General features: G+C 66.4%; 19 protein-coding genes. 8 read left to right on the top strand and 11 right to left on the bottom strand.

The genetic code is table 11. The features are described from left to right. Positions 1-116: 116 nt before the first annotated feature. Positions 117-1,622, bottom strand: a complete 1,506-nt coding sequence (locus HOY44_RS14645; protein WP_287435618.1) for a hypothetical protein — start codon at positions 1,620-1,622, stop codon at positions 117-119. A 118-nt stretch (positions 1,623-1,740) separates the two neighbouring features. Next, positions 1,741-2,196: a GatB/YqeY domain-containing protein gene (locus tag HOY44_RS14640; RefSeq protein WP_008330463.1), complete on the bottom strand. Its 456-nt coding sequence runs from the start codon at positions 2,194-2,196 to the stop codon at positions 1,741-1,743. Between the two features lie 138 nt (positions 2,197-2,334). Here HOY44_RS14640 and carA point away from each other — a divergent pair, with 138 nt between their 5' ends. Together carA and HOY44_RS14630 are read left to right on the top strand one after the other, a co-directional pair. Then, the gene (gene carA / locus HOY44_RS14635) at positions 2,335-3,486 is read left to right on the top strand and encodes a glutamine-hydrolyzing carbamoyl-phosphate synthase small subunit (RefSeq protein ID WP_287435615.1); all 1,152 of its coding nucleotides are present in this window, start codon (positions 2,335-2,337) and stop codon (positions 3,484-3,486) included. A gap of 76 nt (positions 3,487-3,562) precedes the next feature. Beyond that, complete coding sequence (locus tag HOY44_RS14630; protein ID WP_287435613.1) at positions 3,563-5,617, top strand: glycosyltransferase family 2 protein; 2,055 nt, start codon at positions 3,563-3,565, stop codon at positions 5,615-5,617. On the opposite strand, the gene HOY44_RS14625 is transcribed toward HOY44_RS14630, so the two are convergent. Next, positions 5,592-6,233 carry a GntR family transcriptional regulator gene (locus HOY44_RS14625; protein WP_008330466.1) on the bottom strand — a complete coding sequence of 214 codons (642 nt, stop codon included), beginning with the start codon at positions 6,231-6,233 and terminating at the stop codon, positions 5,592-5,594. The genes HOY44_RS14630 and HOY44_RS14625 overlap by 26 nt on opposite strands. A 109-nt stretch (positions 6,234-6,342) precedes the next feature. Here HOY44_RS14625 and HOY44_RS14620 point away from each other — a divergent pair, with 109 nt between their 5' ends. The 4 genes from HOY44_RS14620 to HOY44_RS14605 all read left to right on the top strand — a co-directional run bounded on the left by HOY44_RS14620 (position 6,343) and on the right by HOY44_RS14605 (position 8,898). Continuing rightward, positions 6,343-7,020: a pyrimidine 5'-nucleotidase gene (locus tag HOY44_RS14620; protein WP_287435611.1), complete on the top strand. Its 678-nt coding sequence runs from the start codon at positions 6,343-6,345 to the stop codon at positions 7,018-7,020. Positions 7,021-7,022: 2 nt separating this feature from the next. Further along, positions 7,023-8,222 carry an FAD-dependent monooxygenase gene (locus tag HOY44_RS14615; RefSeq protein WP_287435609.1) on the top strand — a complete coding sequence of 400 codons (1,200 nt, stop codon included), beginning with the start codon at positions 7,023-7,025 and terminating at the stop codon, positions 8,220-8,222. Positions 8,223-8,458: 236 nt separating this feature from the next. Then, positions 8,459-8,647: a hypothetical protein gene (locus HOY44_RS14610; protein WP_138423548.1), complete on the top strand. Its 189-nt coding sequence runs from the start codon at positions 8,459-8,461 to the stop codon at positions 8,645-8,647. A gap of 47 nt (positions 8,648-8,694) precedes the next feature. Then, positions 8,695-8,898: a hypothetical protein gene (locus tag HOY44_RS14605; protein ID WP_008330470.1), complete on the top strand. Its 204-nt coding sequence runs from the start codon at positions 8,695-8,697 to the stop codon at positions 8,896-8,898. Here the strand turns inward: HOY44_RS14605 and HOY44_RS14600 are convergent. The 5 genes from HOY44_RS14600 to HOY44_RS14580 form a co-directional block, all read right to left on the bottom strand. Next, positions 8,895-10,019 carry an aminotransferase class V-fold PLP-dependent enzyme gene (locus tag HOY44_RS14600; RefSeq protein WP_287435605.1) on the bottom strand — a complete coding sequence of 375 codons (1,125 nt, stop codon included), beginning with the start codon at positions 10,017-10,019 and terminating at the stop codon, positions 8,895-8,897. The genes HOY44_RS14605 and HOY44_RS14600 overlap by 4 nt on opposite strands. 64 nt (positions 10,020-10,083) lie before the next feature. Then, the gene (locus tag HOY44_RS14595) at positions 10,084-10,977 is read right to left on the bottom strand and encodes an extensin-like domain-containing protein (RefSeq protein WP_287435603.1); all 894 of its coding nucleotides are present in this window, start codon (positions 10,975-10,977) and stop codon (positions 10,084-10,086) included. Beyond that, positions 10,974-11,900: a prephenate/arogenate dehydrogenase family protein gene (locus HOY44_RS14590; RefSeq protein WP_287435601.1), complete on the bottom strand. Its 927-nt coding sequence runs from the start codon at positions 11,898-11,900 to the stop codon at positions 10,974-10,976. The genes HOY44_RS14595 and HOY44_RS14590 overlap by 4 nt, the downstream gene beginning before the upstream one ends. After that, positions 11,890-12,987, bottom strand: coding sequence for a histidinol-phosphate transaminase (gene hisC / locus HOY44_RS14585; protein WP_040885572.1), 1,098 nt, complete (start codon positions 12,985-12,987; stop codon positions 11,890-11,892). The genes HOY44_RS14590 and hisC overlap by 11 nt, the downstream gene beginning before the upstream one ends. A gap of 108 nt (positions 12,988-13,095) precedes the next feature. Continuing rightward, positions 13,096-13,473, bottom strand: a complete 378-nt coding sequence (locus tag HOY44_RS14580) for a rhodanese-like domain-containing protein (RefSeq protein WP_008330477.1) — start codon at positions 13,471-13,473, stop codon at positions 13,096-13,098. A gap of 112 nt (positions 13,474-13,585) precedes the next feature. Between HOY44_RS14580 and HOY44_RS14575 the strand changes: the two genes are divergently transcribed. Further along, a complete protein-coding gene (locus tag HOY44_RS14575; protein WP_287435598.1) occupies positions 13,586-13,909 on the top strand; it encodes a YnfA family protein in 324 nt (107 codons plus the stop codon). Positions 13,910-13,928: 19 nt separating this feature from the next. Here the strand turns inward: HOY44_RS14575 and HOY44_RS14570 are convergent, their stop codons facing one another. Together HOY44_RS14570 and rpsD are read right to left on the bottom strand one after the other, a co-directional pair. Continuing rightward, on the bottom strand, positions 13,929-15,353 hold the full coding sequence (locus HOY44_RS14570; RefSeq protein ID WP_287435596.1) for a homospermidine synthase: 1,425 nt from the start codon (positions 15,351-15,353) through the stop codon (positions 13,929-13,931). Positions 15,354-15,500: 147 nt separating this feature from the next. Further along, entirely contained in the window at positions 15,501-16,121 is a 621-nt protein-coding gene (gene rpsD, locus HOY44_RS14565; protein WP_008330480.1) for a 30S ribosomal protein S4, read from the bottom strand. A gap of 478 nt (positions 16,122-16,599) precedes the next feature. Between rpsD and rsgA the strand changes: the two genes are divergently transcribed. Then, a complete protein-coding gene (rsgA, locus tag HOY44_RS14560) occupies positions 16,600-17,676 on the top strand; it encodes a ribosome small subunit-dependent GTPase A (RefSeq protein WP_287435594.1) in 1,077 nt (358 codons plus the stop codon). A gap of 1 nt (position 17,677) precedes the next feature. Here the strand turns inward: rsgA and HOY44_RS14555 are convergent, their stop codons facing one another. Then, entirely contained in the window at positions 17,678-18,607 is a 930-nt protein-coding gene (locus HOY44_RS14555; RefSeq protein ID WP_008330482.1) for a Hint domain-containing protein, read from the bottom strand. Positions 18,608-18,764 lie beyond the last annotated feature (157 nt).

Here is an 18,764-nt window from a genome sequence, read left to right as displayed (position 1 = left end):
CATCGCGCGCGGGCCTTCGCGTGTCAACCTGCCCCGCTTTCGCGCGGGCGAAAAGCCTGCGGCAAAGATGCACAGTGGATTAGCGTTTCTGTGCCGATGCGAACCGACCGGCGGCGTCAGCCTGCCGCCGTCTCGTCCCGACGGGCCTCTGCGCGCAGATCGTCGTGGATCGTATCGACGATGAAACGTGCCGGATCGTCGCGCGGGGTCAACTCGTCGATCAGCGCCTGTTGCGCGGCGTCCTTGCGCGGCACCGATCCGTCGCGCAGCCCGTCGATCAGCGCCTCGATCCCCGAAATCCGCGCGGAGGGGAGCTCATGTGTCCCCGCCACCACCATCTCGCCCATGGCGTTCCACGGCGAGCTGCCGGGCCGGGACAGGTAGATCACCGGCTTCTTCAGAAGCTGGTATTCCATGAGGAAACTCAAACCGTCGACGACAAGCAGATCGGAGGCCGCGAAGGGGCCGAGGTATTGCCCGCTGCGCAGCTGCCCGGTGTTCGGCAGCGCGTCCCATGCCCGGAAGAAAGCGTCGAACCGGGCGCGCCGCGCGGGCGTCATCCCGTCGATGCGGGTGATGAGCGCCGGGTGCGGGCTGAACAGGATGTCGAGGTCGGGCCGCTTGCGGGCGAGCGACAGCATTTCGTCGCAGACTTCGGGAAAGGTGCCGAAGCCGTTCCAGCGCCCGTCGATGGCGTGATGGGCGCTCCAGATGATCCGGGTCGTGTTGGTCGAAGCGATGGGCCAGTGCGGCTCGGCGGTCCGGATCTCGTGCACCTTCGGGTGGCCCGACAGGGTGATCCGGGCGCCGCCCAGCCGGTCGTGGCTTGCCACGATCGAACGGGCGACGGCGCCCGCCACGAATTGCCGGGCCAGCACATCCTTGCGCGTATGCTCGACGATGCCACCGCCCTCGGTGATGAGCGAGGTGATGGCGTAGGGCACGTAATACTGTTTGGCGAAGGACAACAGATCGGTGCGGAACACGCCCGGCACGTCCTTTTGCCAATGCGACTGACGGAAAATCACTTCGAGGTCGAAGGACTTGATCCGGCTCACATCGACGCTGGGTTCGGGGTCGTTCAACCGAACGTGAGCGACGCCTTCCGCGGTCAGCCCCGCGCTGTTGCCATCCTCGTCGCGAAACGTGTCTGCGCCAGGAAAACGACGGGGAATCGTGAAGACGACGGGGTCGAACCTGTCGTCCGCGACCATCAGCGCATGGATACGCCTGAGCGCGCCCCAAGCCTCGTAGTTGTGAACCAGAAATCCGACGCGGATGGGCTGGCCGTCCCGCACGACCGTCGTGGCGAGGCGTGCGGCCACGGCGCTGTTTCCGGCGGCGGCCTGCGCGAATTCCATCGCGTCCGTGGCAAGCCCCTCGACACGGTCGAGCCGGGTCGCCACCTCGGCCACCCGTCGCGTCGCCTCGACCTGTTCGGCCAGCGCCCGTTCCAGACGCTGCGTCGCCCGCGTCAGGTCGTCGATCCGGCGGGCCTGATCGTCGGCATGGGTGCGGCGGGGGGATCGGGCCAGACCGCGACCGGCACGCGCGACAAGGCGCAGGACGTGCCGAAACGCGCCCGGCGCACGCGCCCCCTGATGCCGCTGTGTGTCCGTCATCCGAAAGCCAATGCGCAACGCGCCGCAGCCTGTCAAGCTTTCGGCACTCCGAAGGCCGAATTGTCGCGTGTTTCAAGACCTTAGGTCACACGCGGCACCCGAAAGCCCCCTCGGGGTCTCAGCCCAGCCGTGCCTTGACCTTGGGGCCGACCGCGCCGAAATCCATCTGCCCGGTATACTTGCCCTTTAGCACGCCCATGACCTTGCCCATGTCGCGGATCGACGTCGCGCCGACCTCGGCCACGGCCTTGTCCACGGCCTTGTCGACCTCGGCGTCGGACAACTGGCGCGGCAGGAATTCCTCGATCACCTTGATCTCTTCCCGCTCGGCCTCGGCCAGTTCCAGCCGCCCGCCCTCTTCATAAGCGCGCGCCGATTCCTGACGTTGCTTCACCATCTTGCCGAGGATGCCGAGAATGACGTCATCGGTCAGGTCGGACGGGTCCTCGCCCTCGCCCCGCATGGCGATTTCGCGGTCCTTGATGGCGGCATTGATGAGGCGCAGGGTCGAAAGACGCTTCGTATCCTTTTCCTTCATCGCCGTCTTCAGCGCTTCGCTCAGCCGGTTTCGCATGTGGTGAAAACCCTTCAAAGTTCCAGTCACGAAGCCCCGAAATTACACCTTCGCAGGGGCAGAAACAAGCGCCCGATCCCCTTGACGCTGACGGGCCGCCCCCGTAACACCTCTCGCGATCCGATCCGGGAGTCTGCCATGCCGACCAAGACCAAGCCGACCGCCTGCCTCGCCCTTGCAGACGGAACCGTTTTCTACGGAAAAGGGTTCGGGGCCACGGGCGTGACGACCGCGGAACTGTGCTTCAACACCGCGATGACCGGGTATCAGGAAATCATGACGGACCCCTCCTATGCGGGGCAGGTCGTGACCTTCACTTTCCCGCATATCGGCAACGTGGGCGTGAACCCGGAAGACGACGAAACGCAGGATCCGGTGGCCGAAGGCATGGTGGTCAAGTGGGACCCGACCGAGCCGTCGAACTGGCGCGCGGCGGAACCGCTGTGGAACTGGCTGGAAAAGCGCGGCCGCATCGGCATCGGCGGGATCGACACCCGGCGGCTGACCCGCGCGATCCGCCAGCAGGGCGCGCCGCATGTCGCGCTGGCCCATGACCCGGACGGCAACTTCGACCTCGAGGCGCTGGTCGCCAAGGCGCGGGCGTTCCCCGGTCTGGTGGGCCTCGACCTCGCCAAGAACGTGACCTGCGCGCAAAGCTACCGCTGGGACGAGATGCGGTGGGCTTGGCCTGACGGCTACCCCCGGCTGGAGCAGCCGAAATACAAGGTCGTCGCGATCGACTACGGCGCGAAGCGCAACATCCTGCGCTGCCTCGCCTCGGCGGGCTGCGACGTGACAGTTCTTCCCGCCACCGCCACGGCGGACGAGGTCATGGCGCACAAGCCCGACGGCCTGTTCCTGTCGAACGGCCCCGGCGATCCGGCGGCGACGGGCGAATATGCCGTGCCGATGATCCAGAAGGTGCTGAACGACACCGATATGCCGGTCTTCGGCATTTGCCTCGGCCACCAGATGCTCGCCCTCGCCCTCGGGGCCAAGACGATCAAGATGAACCACGGCCACCACGGCGCGAACCACCCGGTCAAGGATCTGACCACGGGCAAGGTCGAGATCACGTCGATGAACCACGGGTTCACGGTGGACAGCCAGTCGCTCCCCGCCGGCGTGCAAGAGACGCATGTCTCGCTCTTCGACGGGTCCAACTGCGGGATCGCGATGGACGACCGCCCGGTCTATTCGGTGCAATATCACCCCGAGGCGAGCCCGGGCCCGATGGACAGCTACTACCTGTTCGAACGGTTTGCGGCCGCGATGCAGGCGCGGGCCTGACAGCGGCCCGGCGGGCGCGTGTTAACCGAACATTAACCAAGCGGTCTCAGGATGACCCCGCTGTTGCGGGGAAACGATGACCGACAATTCCCACAGAAGCTTCGCCTTTGCGGAGGTGGCGCGGAAATTCCTGCCTCGGACCGATGACGGTGCCGAGATCATCGCCATGCGCCCCTTGGATCGGCTGCGCCTGATCCATCGTCCCCGGCTCGAACTGCTGCCCGAACCGATCCTCGAACCGCCGCCGCCCAAGTCGGGGCTGGGCGAGAAGCTGGTGGACATGGGCATCCTGCGCCCCGAAGATCTGGCGGCTGCCCGGCAGGCACGGGCCGGCACCGCGCTCAGGCTTGGGGATGTCCTGCTCGCGCGCGGCTTCGTCACGCCCTATACGCTCGCCCGCGCGCTGGCCAAGGTCTACGACACCACCCTCGTCGATCTGCGCCGCGATCCGCCGGATGTGCGCCTGATCGACGCTGTGGGGCTGGACGCCTGCCTGCGCCTTGGCTTCGTCCCGTGGAAGCGGGTCGGCGACACCACCATCATCGCCTGCGCCTGCCCGGATCGCTTCGCCCGCATCCGGTCCGGTCTGCCAGAGAGCTTCGGGGCGTGCCGCATGGTCGTGGCACAGGGGAACGAGGTCGACGCGGCCCTTGTATCGCTGCGCCACCGCCGGATGGTCGCTCAGGCCGAAACGCGGGTCGCCGAGGATATGTCCTGCCGGACGTGGGACACGGTCGGTGCGGCGCGTCTGTGGCTGACGCTCGCTGGCGCCGTGGCGCTCCTCCTCCTCACCGCGCCGACCGCCGCTTGGGCGATGCTGACCGGCTGGGCCATCCTGACGCTGATCGTGAACACGAGCGTCAAGCTGGCCGCGACGGTGATCTACACGCGCCGCCATCGGCACGCGGCACCGATCCGCGTGGTCGGGCCGCACGATCCGCGCCGCCGCCCGGTGGTGTCGATCCTCGTCCCGCTCTACCGCGAACGCGAGATCGCGGGGCGGCTGGTCAAGCGGCTCGAGCGGCTGACCTATCCGCGCGAATTGCTCGAAATCTGCCTGATCGTCGAAGAGGACGACACCCTGACGCAGGAAACCCTGTCGAACGCCCGCCTCCCCGCATGGATGCGCCAGATCACCGTTCCGCGCGGGGGCGTGAGGACCAAACCCCGCGCCCTGAACTTCGCGCTCGACTTCGCGCGGGGGACCATCATCGGGGTCTACGATGCCGAGGATGCGCCGGACCCCGACCAGATCGACCGGATCGTGGCCCGGTTCGCCGAAGCCCCGCCGCGCGTCGCCTGCCTGCAAGGGATGCTCGACTATTACAACGCGCGCACAAACTGGCTCAGCCGCTGTTTCACCATCGAATACGCCACATGGTTCCGCATCGTCCTGCCGGGCATGGAAAAGATGGGCTTCGCCGTGCCGCTGGGGGGCACGACGCTGTTCTTTCGCCGGGGCGTGCTGGAACAACTGGGCGGCTGGGACGCCCATAACGTGACCGAGGACGCGGACCTCGGCGTCCGGCTCGCCCGGCTCGGCTATACCACCGAGCTGGTCGAGACCGTGACCAAGGAAGAGGCGAATTGCCGGGTCTGGCCGTGGATCAAGCAGCGGTCACGCTGGATCAAGGGTTACGCCATGACCTATGGCGTCCACATGCGCGACCCGCGCCGCCTGTGGCGGGAACTGGGGGCGCGCAGGTTCTGGGGCGTGCAGATCGTGTTCCTCGGCACCCTGTCGCACCTGATCCTCGCCCCCGTGCTCTGGTCCTACTGGCTGCTGGCCTTCGGCCTGCCGCACCCCTTGGCCGAGGTCATGCCGGGCTGGGTGGTCTGGGCCATGTTCGCCACGTTCCTCACCGCCGAGGCGATCAACATCGCGGTCGGGATGATCGCCGTCTCGACACCGGGGCGACGGTTTCTGAAACTCTGGGTGCCGACCCTGCACATCTACTTCCCGCTCGCCTCGCTCGCCGCGCTCAAGGGGCTGGGCGAGATCGTGCGCAAGCCGTTCTTCTGGGACAAGACCCAGCACGGCCACGACGATCTGGTCGAAGAAACCCTTGCGAAATTCTCGCCTGCCCCGGTTCAGTCCGCTCAGGTCATCCCGATTTCGAGTCGATCGTAAGCCGGGTCTCGAACGCTTTCGAGATATGGCGGCGCAGCGCCTCGTCCGCCGCATCGCCGTCGCGCGCTTCGATGGCGCGAACGATGGCATCGTGTTCGGCCAGCGCCACTTCGGACCGCCCCTCGGCGGCGAGCGACGTGGTCGCCAGAAGCGCCATGGTCCGGTGCACGAGGTCCAGTTGCAAAAGCAGATAGCGGTTGTGCGAGGCGAGGTGGATCTGGCGATGGAACCGACGGTTCGCCCGCGCCAGCGCCGCAGGGTCGCCGACCAGCCCGCGATCTTCCTCGACCATGGCGCGCAGCACCTTCTGCTCTTCCGGCGCGGCATGTTGCGCGGCAAGACGCGCGGCCAGCCCTTCGAGCTCGGCCCGCACGGCATAAAGCTCGGCCAGTTGCGTATGGTCGAGCGAGGCCACGATCAGCGAACGGCCATCCCGGTTCAGAAGGCTCTGGGTCTCCAGACGCTGCAACGCCTCGCGGATCGGGGTGCGCGACACGCCGAAGCGGTCGGCAAGCTCGCTTTCCACCATACGGTCGCCGGGCTTGTAGAGACCTTCGTCGATCGCATCGAGGATCAGCTCATAGGCATCCTTGGGCCCGCTTCGGGGTTCTTTCACGCGCGCGTCCTCCTGTTCGTCCGGTGACTATGACCTGTCAGCGCTCACAATCAAGCGCGGGGGCGCTTTCGGGGTCGCGGGCGACGTTGTGCCGCATTATCTAGGGGGCATGGTAGCCGACAGTTTCTCGCACGTGACGACCTGGGTCTTCGACCTCGACAATACGCTCTACCCGCCCTCCGCGCGGCTATTCGACCAGATCGAAGTCAAAATGACCGACTGGGTGATGCGCACGCTGAACGTGGACCGGGCCGAGGCCGACCGCCTGCGCGCGCTTTACTGGGACAGCCACGGCACCACGCTCGCCGGATTGATGGAGGTCCACGGGATCGACCCGGACGGGTATCTCTACGACGTTCACGACATCTCGTTTCACCCGCTGGAGGCGGACGCGGTTCTGGCGGACCGGATCGCGGCGCTGCCGGGCCGGCGGATCGTCTATACCAACGCGACCGAACCCTATGCCCGCAACGTGCTCGCCGCGCGCGGGCTGTCCGAGGTGTTCGACGCGGTCTATGGCGTCGAGCACGCGGGCTTTCAGCCCAAGCCGCGCCGCGCGGCCTTCGATGCGGTCTTCGCCGCCGATGGGCTGGACCCGGCGACCGCAGCGATGTTCGAGGACGACGCACGGAACCTTGCCGTCCCGCACGACCTGGGGATGCGGACGGTCCACGTCGCTCCGACGCCGATAAAGGCCGCCCACATTCACCACCATACCGACGACCTGTCGGACTTCCTGTCGCAGCTTGGCGGCTTGGCGGCGGCGCGTGACGGGGCTACATCCTGAGCATGGAACGACGCAGCGCAGACATATTCATTTCGGGCGGCGGGATCGCCGGTCAGGTGGCCGCGGCCGTCTTCGCCGCACGCGGGTTTTCCGTCGTCATGGCCGATCCGGTGCCGCCCGTGACCGAGGCCGACCTCGACGGCTCGGACCTGCGGTCCACCGCCTTTCTGCAACCCGCCCGCGACCTGTTCGCGGCCTGCGGGCTGTGGCCGTTGCTGGAACCGCTGTCGACCCCGCTCGACCGGCTGGCCGTGATCGACACGACCAGCTGGCCGCCCGTGGAGCGCGAGCGCAGGGTCTTCCAGGCCTCCGAGATGTCGGACGAACCTTTCGGATGGAACCTGATGAACTGGGTCGTGCGGCGCGAGCTGTGGCGCTACCTGCAAGACGCACCGGGCATCACCGCGCTGTACGGCACCGGGTTCAAGCGGCTGGTGAACCGGACGACCGAGACCATCGTGACCCTGACCGACGGCTCCACCGTGCGCGCCAAGCTGGCGATTGCGGCGGACGGCAAGTTCTCGGCCCTGCGGGAAGCGGCGGGGATCGACGTGACGACCACGCGTTACGGGCAGAAGTCTCTGGCTTTCACCGTGACGCACGACCTCCCGCACGAGAACGTATCGACCGAGATCTACAACGAAGGCGGGCCCTTCACAATCGTGCCCCTGGCCGATGTGGACGGCCAGCCCGCCTCGGCCATCGTGTGGATGAACAAGGGGCCACGCTCGGTCGAACTGATGGAGATGGAGGTCGAGGCCTTCGAGCAGGTGATGTTCGAGCGTTCCACCGGGCTTCTGGGCTGGATGAGCCTGAAGGGCAATCGCTCGATCTGGCCGATCATCACGCAGACCGCCGACCGGCTGGTCGAGGGGCGCGTGGCCGTTGTGGCCGAAGCCGCGCACGCGCTGCCCCCGATCGGGGCGCAGGGGCTGAACACCTCGCTAAACGACGTCGCAGCACTTCTGGAGGCCGCGGTGAAGCGACCCGACGATCCCGGTGCGCCCGAGGTTCTGGCGGAATACGACGCCGCGCGGCGCGCCGACATCGCCCGCCGCGCGCGGGTCATCGACCTGTTCAACCGCGTCGCAGGCTCCGGCGAGGCCGGCATTCAGGCAGTCCGGTTGATGGGGCTTCGCGCCGTCCACGACATCGCCCCGGTCCGGCGCGGCGTGATGCGCGCAGGTCTCGGCCCGGTCTGACAGCGACCTGATCGCGCGCCTGCGGCGCACAGGATTTGCGCCGCCCTGCCAATGGCAGGCCGTCGCGGTTGGGGGAGGCCAGCCTCCCCCGGATTTGCAGGCAAATCCGTCCCCTCCGAGGTTTCCGGAAACAGAGAAGACCTGCGACCGCCTGACGCGCGGCACAAATGCGCATTTCGGATGTCGGAATTTTGCGTCAGAAGAAAGACCGCGCCAGGATCAGACAGGAGAGACCAATGACCGACCCGCAATCCGCCGAGACCGAACGCCGTCAGGCGATCTGGGGCTTTCTCATCGCCTTGGCGGTGGTGGTCGTTCTCGTGCTTGCCTTCGTGCTGTTCGGGCTTCCCGGCGTGGGGATGACCATGGTCGTCGTGACGCCGATCATGTTCGTGATCCTCATCACCCTGTCGGTCGGGAAGTAGGGAACCGAAGCCCGTCGTCCGGTGTTCCGATGCAAAGGAGCACTGCCATGCCTGACCCAAGCCCCAAGGCCCGCGCCGACGCGGCCCCCCTTTCCGAAGACCAGATCGCGAGCGCCACATTCCTGATGTCGGCGCTCGTCGTCGTTTTCGCCCTCATGGGCATCGTCGTCGCCGGGCCCGCCGGGCTCGTCTTCGTAACCGAGGTGGTGATCGCTCTGGTCGTCTATGCGCTCTGGCGGATGCGCAATTAGGTGACGGCGTCCAGCGCGGCCTCGAGGCGCGCGACCGAGGCATCGACGTCATAGAGCTTGTCGAGGCCGAAGAGACCCAGACGGAAGCTCTTGTAGCCCTCGCCCTCGCCCACCATGAGCGGCACGCCCGCCGCGATCTGGACGCCTTGGCCCAGAAACGCCTTGCCGGTCTGGAACTCGGGGTTGTCGGTGTAGACCACGACCACGCCCGGGGCTTCGAACCCCGGTGCGGCGACGGATTTGAAGCCGCGTTCGGCAAGGGCCGCGCGCACGCGGCGCCCCTGCTCCCACTGCGCATCTTTCAGCTTGTCGAAACCGTAGTCGCGGGTCTCATGCATCGCGTCGCGGAAGGCACGCAGCGCGTCGGTGGGCATGGTGGCGTGATAGGCGTGACCGCCGTTGGTATAGGCCTCCATGATCGCGATCCACTTGCCGAGGTCGATGGCGAAGCTGGTGGATTTGGTGGCCTTGGCGGCGGCGAGCGCGGTGTCGTTCATCATCACCAGCCCGGCGGAGGGTTGCGCCGACCAGCCTTTTTGCGGGGCCGAGATCAGCACGTCGACGCCCAGCGCCTTCATATCCGCCCAGATCGTGCCCGAGGCGATGCAGTCGAGCACGAACAGGCCGCCATTGGCGTGAACCGCATCGGTCACGGCGCGGATGTAGTCGTCGGGCAGGATGATGCCGGAGGAGGTTTCGACATGCGGGGCAAAGACGACCTCGGGTTTTTCCGCCTCGATCTTGGCGACCACCTCGTCCAGCGGACAGGGCGCGAAGGGCGCGGTCGCGTCATTGCCGGTGCGGCGGGCCATCATCACGGTTTCTTCGGCCGGGATCGCGCCCATCTCGAAGATCTGGGACCAGCGGTACGAGAAAAAGCCGTTGCGGATGACCATGGCGCGTTTGCCGGTGGCGAACTGGCGTGCGACGGCCTCCATCCCGTAGGTGCCGCCACCGGGGACCACGGCGACCGCGTCGGCGTTGTAGACCTCGCACAGCCCCGCCGAGATGTCGCGCATCACCTGCTGAAAGGCCGCAGACATGTGGTTGAGCGAGCGGTCGGTGAAGACCACGGAAAATTCGAGCAGACCGTCGGGGTCGATATCGTTGCGCAGCGCCATCTGTGCCTCCGTCATATGTGTCGGGGGTGAGATACCGCGTTTCGCGGGGCACATGCGAGCGGTTTTACCGGCAGTAAGAGCCGGAGCGATACCGCGCGGTGTCGAAATGGAAGTGGTTCTGGTGGAAACGGTCGGATTTCGGGCCGAGCACGGTGCCGAAGGGGCCACAGGCGACGCGGTGCAACTGCTTCATCAGATCGCCGTGCTGGCTGTGGTTCCAGTGGTCGAGGACGGTGAGTTTGACCCCGTTGGCGAGGGTGAAGCCGCCGACATCGACGGCATGACCCTTGCCGTGTTCGCTGATCTTCGCGCCGCGCTGGTTGTTCCGGCTGCGGCAGGCGTAGCTCGCCATGATGTTCACCTCGCGCACACCGCCGCCCAGATTCTTGGTCAGCGGCACGAGCGCCTGACCGACCCAGGCATTGAAAACCACGGCGGTCTGGCAATCGACCGTGATCGGGGTCGAGAGCGCGACGCCGGAGACCGAGGTGACCTTGACCGGTTCTTCGATGCCGCATCCGTTGACGCGGCCGGGGATCGACTGAAGCTTGACGCCCTTGATTTCGGGGCGTCCGCAGACCGACCCGGCCGCCGAGGTGACGGCGCGGGCATGATCGCCGGACTGGGCCATGCCGGTGCGCTGAACGGTGTTGCGCCGCACGAGGTTGTCGGGGCGGCGCGGCGGGATCAGCGATTGGGCGACCGCGAGGCGGGTGTAGCTTTGCGACTGGGCCGCGGTCATCTGCTGAACGCGGGTGTTCTGGCCGGGGCGCGCGCGGGGCTTGAACACCTCGTTCACGAAATTCGCGATCGGGTCGTTCGGGGTCTGCGCCGGGGGTGGCGTGGCTGCGCCGGGGCGCGGCGGCGGCACGGGCGAGCGCGTGGGGGCTTCGGCGGCGAGGCTGGTCGCGAAGAGCGCGGCGGTGAGCGCCGCGGTTATCCCCCCGCCCCACCTCATGTCGTCGGTTCGCGTCCGAAGTTGGGGGCGGCGGTGTCCTGACCGGCCTCGATAATGCCGCGCCGGATCGCCCGCGTATGCGTGAAATAGTCGAACAGAAGCTCGCCATCCCCGGTGCGGATCGCCCGTTGCAGCGCGAAAAGCTCCTCCGTGAAGCGGCCGAGGATTTCCAGCGTCGCCTCTTTGTTGCTCAGGAACACGTCGCGCCACATGGTCGGGTCCGATGCCGCGATCCGGGTGAAGTCGCGAAAACCGGCGGCGGAATACTTGATGACTTCGCTGTCGGTCACGCGGCGCAGATCGTCGGCCACGCCCACCATCGTATAGGCGATGAGGTGCGGGGTGTGGCTGGTCACGGCAAGGACGAGGTCGTGGTGATCGGCGTCCATCTCTTCCGTGTTCGCGCCCATGCCGCGCCAAAGGGCGTCGAGCCGCGCCACCGCATCCCGGTCCGACCCTTCGGCGGGCACGATCAGCGTGAAGCGGTTGTCGAAGAGCGACGCGAAGCCCGAGCGTGGCCCGGAATGTTCGGTGCCCGCCAGCGGGTGAGCCGGGACGAAATGCACACCTTCGGGAATGTACGGGCCGACGGCCTCGATCACCGCGCCCTTGACCGAACCGACGTCGGTCACCGTAGCGCCGGGGGCCAGATGCGGCGCGATCTCTTCCGCGACCGCGCCCATCGCGCCGACCGGCACGGCGAGGACGATCAGATCGGCCCCCGCGACCGCTTCGGCGGCGGTGTCGACGACGCGGTCCACGAGGCCGATCTCGCGCGCCACGTCGCGGGTTTCGGCAGATCGCGCCGTTCCGACGATCTCGCCCACCAGACCGCCCCGCCGCATGGCATGGGCCATCGACCCGGCGATCAGGCCAAGGCCGATCAGCGCGACCCGGTCATAGGTCGGCGCGTCAGCCGGCATCGGCCACGCTCCCTTTGAACTCGCCGATCAGATGCGCGACACGGCGGCAGGACGGCTCGTCCCCCACGGTGATGCGCAGGCAATGGGGCAGCTTGTATCCCGCTACCTTGCGCACGATGATTCCGTTCGCCTTCAGATAGTTGTCGACCGCGTCGGCCTCTTTCTCATCGGTGAACCGGGCCAGCACGAAATTCGCGCAGGAGGTGTCCGAGGGCACACCATGTTCCGCCAGCGCCTCGGCCATCCAGGCGCGCAGGCGGGCGTTTTCGGCGCGGCATTTGTCCACATGCGCGCGGTCGCGCACGGCGGCTTCGGCCACGGCAAGCTGGGTCGAGGACAGGTTGAAGGGGCCGCGGATGCGGTTCAGCACATCGATGACTTCTTTCTGCGCATAGCCCCAGCCGATGCGCAGGCCGCCAAGACCGTAGATCTTCGAAAAGGTGCGCGTCATCACCACGTTCGGGTGACGCTCGACCAGCGAGGCGCCGCCATCGAAGCCCTCGACATATTCGGCATAGGCCCCGTCGAGCACCAGCACCACATTGCCGGGAAGTTCACGCGCAAGACGGGCGAGTTCCTTTTGCCCGACCATCGTGCCGGTCGGGTTCGCGGGGTTCGCGATGAACACGATCCGGGTCTTGGCGGTCACCGCACGCAGGATCTGGTCCACGTCCACCACACGCTCGCGCTCCGGCACCTCGACAGGCTTCGCCCCCGCCGCGCGGGCCGAAATCTTGTACATCGAAAAGCCGTGCTCGGTGTAGATCACCTCGTCGCGCGGACCCGCATAGGCCTGACAGAGGAACGTGATGATCTCGTCCGAACCGACGCCGCAGATGATCCGCTCGGGGTCGAGTCCATGCACCTCGCCGATGGCGAAACGCAGGCTGGCGTGGTCCGTGTTCGGATAGCGGTGGAGGTAGTGACCGGACCGCCCATAGGCTTCGATGGCTTTCTCGGACGGACCCAGCGGGTTCTCGTTCGACGAAAGCTTCACGACGTTGTCGACGCCATCGACTTTGGACGCACCGCTTTCGTAAAGCTTGATGTCCATGATGCCGGGCTGCGGCTTGGGTGTCTTGGTCATTTCCATCCCCGGGGTTGAGGCCCCTGTCTTAGCGACCATCCGGGCGCGGGGCCAGACTATTCGGGGGGGCGGCGGGCCAGACGACCCGCCGACTGTGGGCTTGGAGCCTCAGGAGGTCTTCACCTGCGGCGCGCCCGTGGACATATCGGTCCCGAGATAGGGCTGGCCTGCCTGTTTCCAGTTGGCGAACCCACCTTCGAGATGCGCGATCTTCTCGAATTTCTTGCTCAGACAGATTTCGGCGGCCTTGCGCGAGCGCATACCGGAGCCGCAATACAGCACGACATGCTTGCCAAGGCCCGCAGGCAGCGCCTTTTTCGAGATGTGGCTCATGGGCGCGAGAAGCGCGTCCTCGATGCTTTCGAACATGTATTCGGCCGGGGTGCGCACGTCGATCAGTACGATGGTCTCGTCCGCAAGTCCCTGCGCCACCTCCTGCGGCGTCCATGTTTCCAACGTCTTGCCATTCACGTCTTCGGTTTTCATCGGGTTTCTCCTGTGATCTGTTTCACGGCACCTAAGCACGCGGGCGCCGCCGGAAAAGACCCAATCAGTTTTTTGAATGTTTAAGGACGCCTCACCGGATCGGGACAGAGACATGACACTTGCCGTTTATCTTGCCGCCGCCCTCGCCGAAATCGCCGGATGCTTCGCGATCTGGGCTTGGGCACGGTCCGGGGCGCCGGTCTGGTGGCTGGCGCCGGGCATCCTGTCACTGGCCCTCTTCGCATGGCTCCTGACCCTGTCGCCCGTTAGCTTCGCCGGGCGGGCCTATGCAACCTATGGCGGGGTCTACATCCTCGCCTCGCTGGGCTGGCTGTGGCTCGTCGAACGTCAGGCACCGGATCGGTGGGATGTCCTTGGTGCCGCCCTGTGCCTCGCCGGTGCGGGCGTCATCCTGTTCGCGCCGCGCGGGGCCTGAGCCCCGGCACCGCGCGCCCTCAGGCGCCCATCCGTTCCAGCACGTTGGCAAAGGCCCAAGGTTCGCTTTCGACAAGTTCTTCCGGGAAATGGCTCTGCCGATCGGTCAGCGGAGTCCAATCCGTGTAATGCGCCTCGACCGGGCCGAGATAGGGCATCTGCACCTCAAGGCACCGGCGATGGTCCATCTCGTCGGTCTCGACGATCCCCGCCTCCGGGTTCTCGAGCGCCCAGACCATGCCCGCGAGCACGGCGGAGGAAACCTGAAGCCCGGTCGCGTTTTGCTTGGGGGCAAGCCCCTTGGTCTCTTCGTTGGACAGGCGCGAGCCGAACCACATGGCGTTCTTGGCGTGCCCGTAGAGCAGCACGCCCAGCTCGTCGATCCCGCCCGGCTCGATCTCGTCCACGTCGAGGATATGATGCACGTCCTGCACCTGACCCGAACCGAACATCTCATGGAGCGACAGCACGGCGTCGTCGCAGGGGTGGTACGCATAGTGGACGGTGGGGCGGAACTCCGGGTCGTCGCCCGCGCCCACGGTGTAATAATCCGCGATCGACACCGCTTCGTTATGGGTGACGAGAAAGCCGAATTGCGGCCCCGGTGTGGGGCACCACGTGCGGATGCGGGTGTTCGCGCCGGGCTGCTCCAGCCAGATCGCGGATTTGCACCCGGTCTTCTGGCGGTGTCCGTTCGGCGGGAACCACGGCTCGAACGTGCCCCAACCCAGTTCGGCGGGCTGGAACCCTTCCGCGATGAAGCCCTCGACCGACCATGTGTTGACGAAATGGCCCGGCTGGCGCGGCTCGGTGCGCACCTGCGTGTCGCGCTCGGCGATATGGACGCCCTTGACGCCGAGCGTCTGCATCAGCGCCGCCCATTCGCCGCGCGTCTTGGGGTCGGCTTCGGCCCCGAGGTCTTCGGCCAGACGCAGAAGCGCGGCCTTGACGAACCAGCTCACCATGCCGGGGTTCGCCCCGCAGCAGGACACGGCGGTCGTCCCGCCGGGATTGGCCGCCTTTTCGTCCCGCACCTTCTGGCGCAGGGCATAGTTGGTGCGCGCCGCGTTATCCTCGGTATCGAAATAGAAGCCCGCCCACGGTTCGACCACGGTGTCGATGTAGAGCACGCCATGTTCACGGCAGAACTTCATCAGGTCGAGCGACGAGGTATCGACCGACAGGTTCACGACGAACCCTTTGCCGTCCACGAACAGCCCGCCCAGCACGTCCTTGTAATTGTCCGGCGTCAGCGTTTCCGCGACATGGGCATAGCCCGTCTCCCGTGCCGCCGCCCCGTTCGCCTCTCCCGGCTCGATGATCGTGAGCTTCGATTTGTCGAACTCGAAATGACGCTCGATCAGGGGCAAGGTTCCCTGCCCGATGGAGCCGAAACCGATCATGATGACGGGGCCGTCGATGCGGGCGTAGATGGGGTGGGACATGGGCACTCCTTCGATCACGGGTTGGTCCCCCGTATGGCAAATGCGGGCCGCGGGGGGAAGGGCCGGACCCGATGACGCACAGGACCAGCCGCCACGAAAAAGGGCCGCCCCAACCGGGCGGCCCTTTCGCATTCGGGTCGGCTCAGATCAGTTCTGAGCGTAGAATTCGATGACGAGGTTCGGTTCCATCATGACCGGGTACGGCACGTCCGAGAGGCCCGGGGTGCGCACGAAGGTCGCCTTCATCTTGGAGTGGTCGACTTCGAGGTAGTCGGGCACGTCACGCTCGGGCAGCTGCGAGGCTTCCAGAACGATGGCGAGCTGCTTGGACTTCTCGCGGACCTCGATCACGTCGCCTTCCTTCACGCGGTAGGACGGGATGTTGACGCGCTGGCCGTTCACCATCACATGCGCGTGGTTCACGAACTGGCGGGCGGCGAAGATGGTCGGCACGAACTTGGCGCGGTAGACGACGGCGTCGAGGCGGCGCTCGAGCAGGCCGATCAGGTTCTCACCGGTGTCGCCCTTCAGACGCTCGGCTTCCGCGAAGATGCGGCGGAACTGCTTTTCGGTCATGTCGCCATAGTAGCCCTTGAGCTTCTGCTTGGCGCGAAGCTGAAGGCCGAAGTCGGACATTTTGCCCTTGCGGCGCTGGCCGTGCTGGCCGGGGCCGTATTCGCGGCGGTTCACCGGGGATTTCGGACGGCCCCAGATGTTTTCGCCCATGCGGCGGTCGATCTTGTACTTGGCAGACGTGCGTTTGGTCACGGCTGATCTCCTTTATAGGTGGCTCCGCAACGTCCCCGAAAACCGGTTCCCACTTTTCGGGTTGCGGACGCGGTGGTCACTCAACCCGGTGGGCCTTGTCGTCGGACCCGTCTTGGGGCCGATTTTAAAGGGCGTTGTCCTCTCCCCGGACTGGGCCTTGCGGGTCCAGCGATCCGGGTTGACAGGTTTCCCCTTGCGGGGTCCACCAACACCAATGAAATACGGCCCCCGAAAGGGCCGAATGGCGGGCTTATAGCCGTGTTTGGGCAGGAGTCAACGCCTTCGCGCCACGCTTTACCTTTTGCGCGGATCGGCTATCCTCACCCCGGATACGATGGAGCTTTGATGATTTGATCCGGCAGGGAGGCAAAGGGCCTCCCGGTGCACAGACCGCCGAAGATCAAGCCGCCGGTGATCGGTGGCCTGGTGGGGGTGCGCGAAACCTTCCCTTCTTTTCGTATCGAAAGACCCCAAGACAATGACACGGGACTATTCAAAGTTCTCTCTCGGTGGCGCCCCTGCGCCCCGCCCTGCCCTGTCGCCGCTTCAGGCGCTGGGCTGGCAGCCGTTCTTTTCCGCACAGATCGACGCCGATGACATGCAGGCGCATCCGCCCGTCCGCGTCACCGCCGTTCATCGCAGCGGGCTTGCCGTGCGCGGCGACGGGATCGAGGCCGTTCTGCCCCCCGATGCCGAGGTGACGGTGGGCGACTGGCTGCTCTATGACGCCGAACGACCGGGGGCGAGCCGGCTTCTGGACCGCAAGAGCCTGATCCAGCGCCGCGCGGCGGGGCATGAGGTGCGCCAGCAGTTGATCGCCGCCAACATCGAAACGGCCTTCATCGTCACCTCGTGCAATGCCGACTTCAACGTGGCACGGCTGGAGCGGTATCTGGCCCTCGCCTTCGAGGCCGGGATCGACCCGGTGATCCTGCTCACCAAGGCCGACATGGCCGAGGATGTGGCGGATTACGTCGATCAGGCCACCGTCATTTCCGACCGCGTGCCGGTGGTGGCGCTGGATGCGCGGGGCGATGCGCCGCGCGAAAAGCTCGCCCCCTGGACCAAGCCGGGGCGCACCGTCGCCTTTCTGGGGTCGTCGGGCGTGGGCAAATCCACCCTGACCAACGCGCTGGCGGGCGGCGACCTGATCGAGACGCAGGGCATCCGCGAAGACGACGCGAAGGGGCGCCACACCACCACGCACCGGGAACTGCACGTCATCGCGGGCGGCCCGGTGGTGCTGGACACGCCGGGCATGCGGGAAATCCAGCTTTCGGACGCGGCCGATGGGATCGCGGCGGTCTTTGCGGATATCGAGGCGCTGACGACCCGCTGCCGGTTCCGCGATTGCGCGCATGAGACCGAGCCGGGTTGCGCGGTGAAAGCCGCCATCGAGGCGGGCGACCTCGACCCTGACAGGCTCACCCGCTGGCGCAAGCTCGCCGCCGAGGAAATGCACAACAGCGAAAGCATCGCCGAACGGCGGGCACGGGAGAAAGGCTTCGCCCGGCACGTGAAGCGCGTGGTGAACGAAAAGCCGAACCGCCGCTAGGTCAGACCCCGGCCCCCATGATCGCCGCCTCGGCCTGCGAAAGAAGACGTCGGGCCGGGGCGGAATAGCCCTCCGGCCGCGTTTCAAGCGACGGGATCGCACCGAACAGGCGCTCGCGCTGAACCTGCTCGACCGCCTCCAGCGCCTCGCCCTCGGGCAGGAAGCTTTCGGTCTCGAGCCCGTTGGCGAAGACGACTTCATGGTTCGCGAGAAGCAGGTGGATATAGGTCACCTGCGTCACCGTGTGATCGCGCGTCACCATCCGGTCGTCGATCAGGTCGCGGGCCGCCACCAGCACCTCGTTCGTGCCAAACAGCGCCTGCGCCTTGCGGCCCTTGAGAAGCATACGGTGGGCGGGCGACACCATCAGGTCGCCGTCCGGGCGGTCGACGCCCAGCGCACCCCGGCGCACGCGGATCGGGCGGAATTCCGGCATGGCGTAAAGCCGCGCGCCGGAGATACGCTTTTCACCGACCCAAAGCACCTCCTGCAACCCGTTGTCCTTGGTCTGGATGCGGGCGCCTTCGCGAATGTCCTCGACCGCCACGTCGCCCTCGCCGGTGCGGATGCGGGTGCCGGGGGTGAAACAGATGACGCCGGTCGGCTGGTCGGTCAACCGGTTCGTCTCGGCCGCCTCCATCGTCGCCTGCACGACCCAAAGATCGCAGTCCGACGGCGGAAGCCCATCCAGAAACATCAGAAGCGTCTCATGGGCCGACGCGCCATCGACCAGCATCACCGGCCAACTCTCGAACCCGTCCGTGACCACGAAGCCCAGATCGAAGAGCGTGTCGTCCTTGGGCGTCTCCGCCTCGGGAACGTCACAGGAATTCAGAAACCGACGCACCTTGCGCGCCGCCCGTTTACGTAGGTCCGCCTCTCTCCCACCGAGGTCCAGCCGGATGACGTCCTGCGGTCCATCGACCCGCATCGCCCGTCCGCTCCACCGCCAGCTTGCCCCAACGCCCAGCGCGTCTCGCGGTGCCTGTGCGAGACCGTCAACTTCCGTCTGAGACCAGGAGATGACGAACGAGCCCAATATGCCCGTTCTCATGCCTGTATGCCTGCCTTCTGCTCATGTGCCACGG

It is taken from the genome of Maritimibacter sp. (genome assembly GCF_016774595.1).
Classification (GTDB): Bacteria; Pseudomonadota; Alphaproteobacteria; order Rhodobacterales; family Rhodobacteraceae; genus Maritimibacter; species Maritimibacter alkaliphilus.
This window is presented reverse-complemented; position numbering and strand designations above follow the sequence as displayed.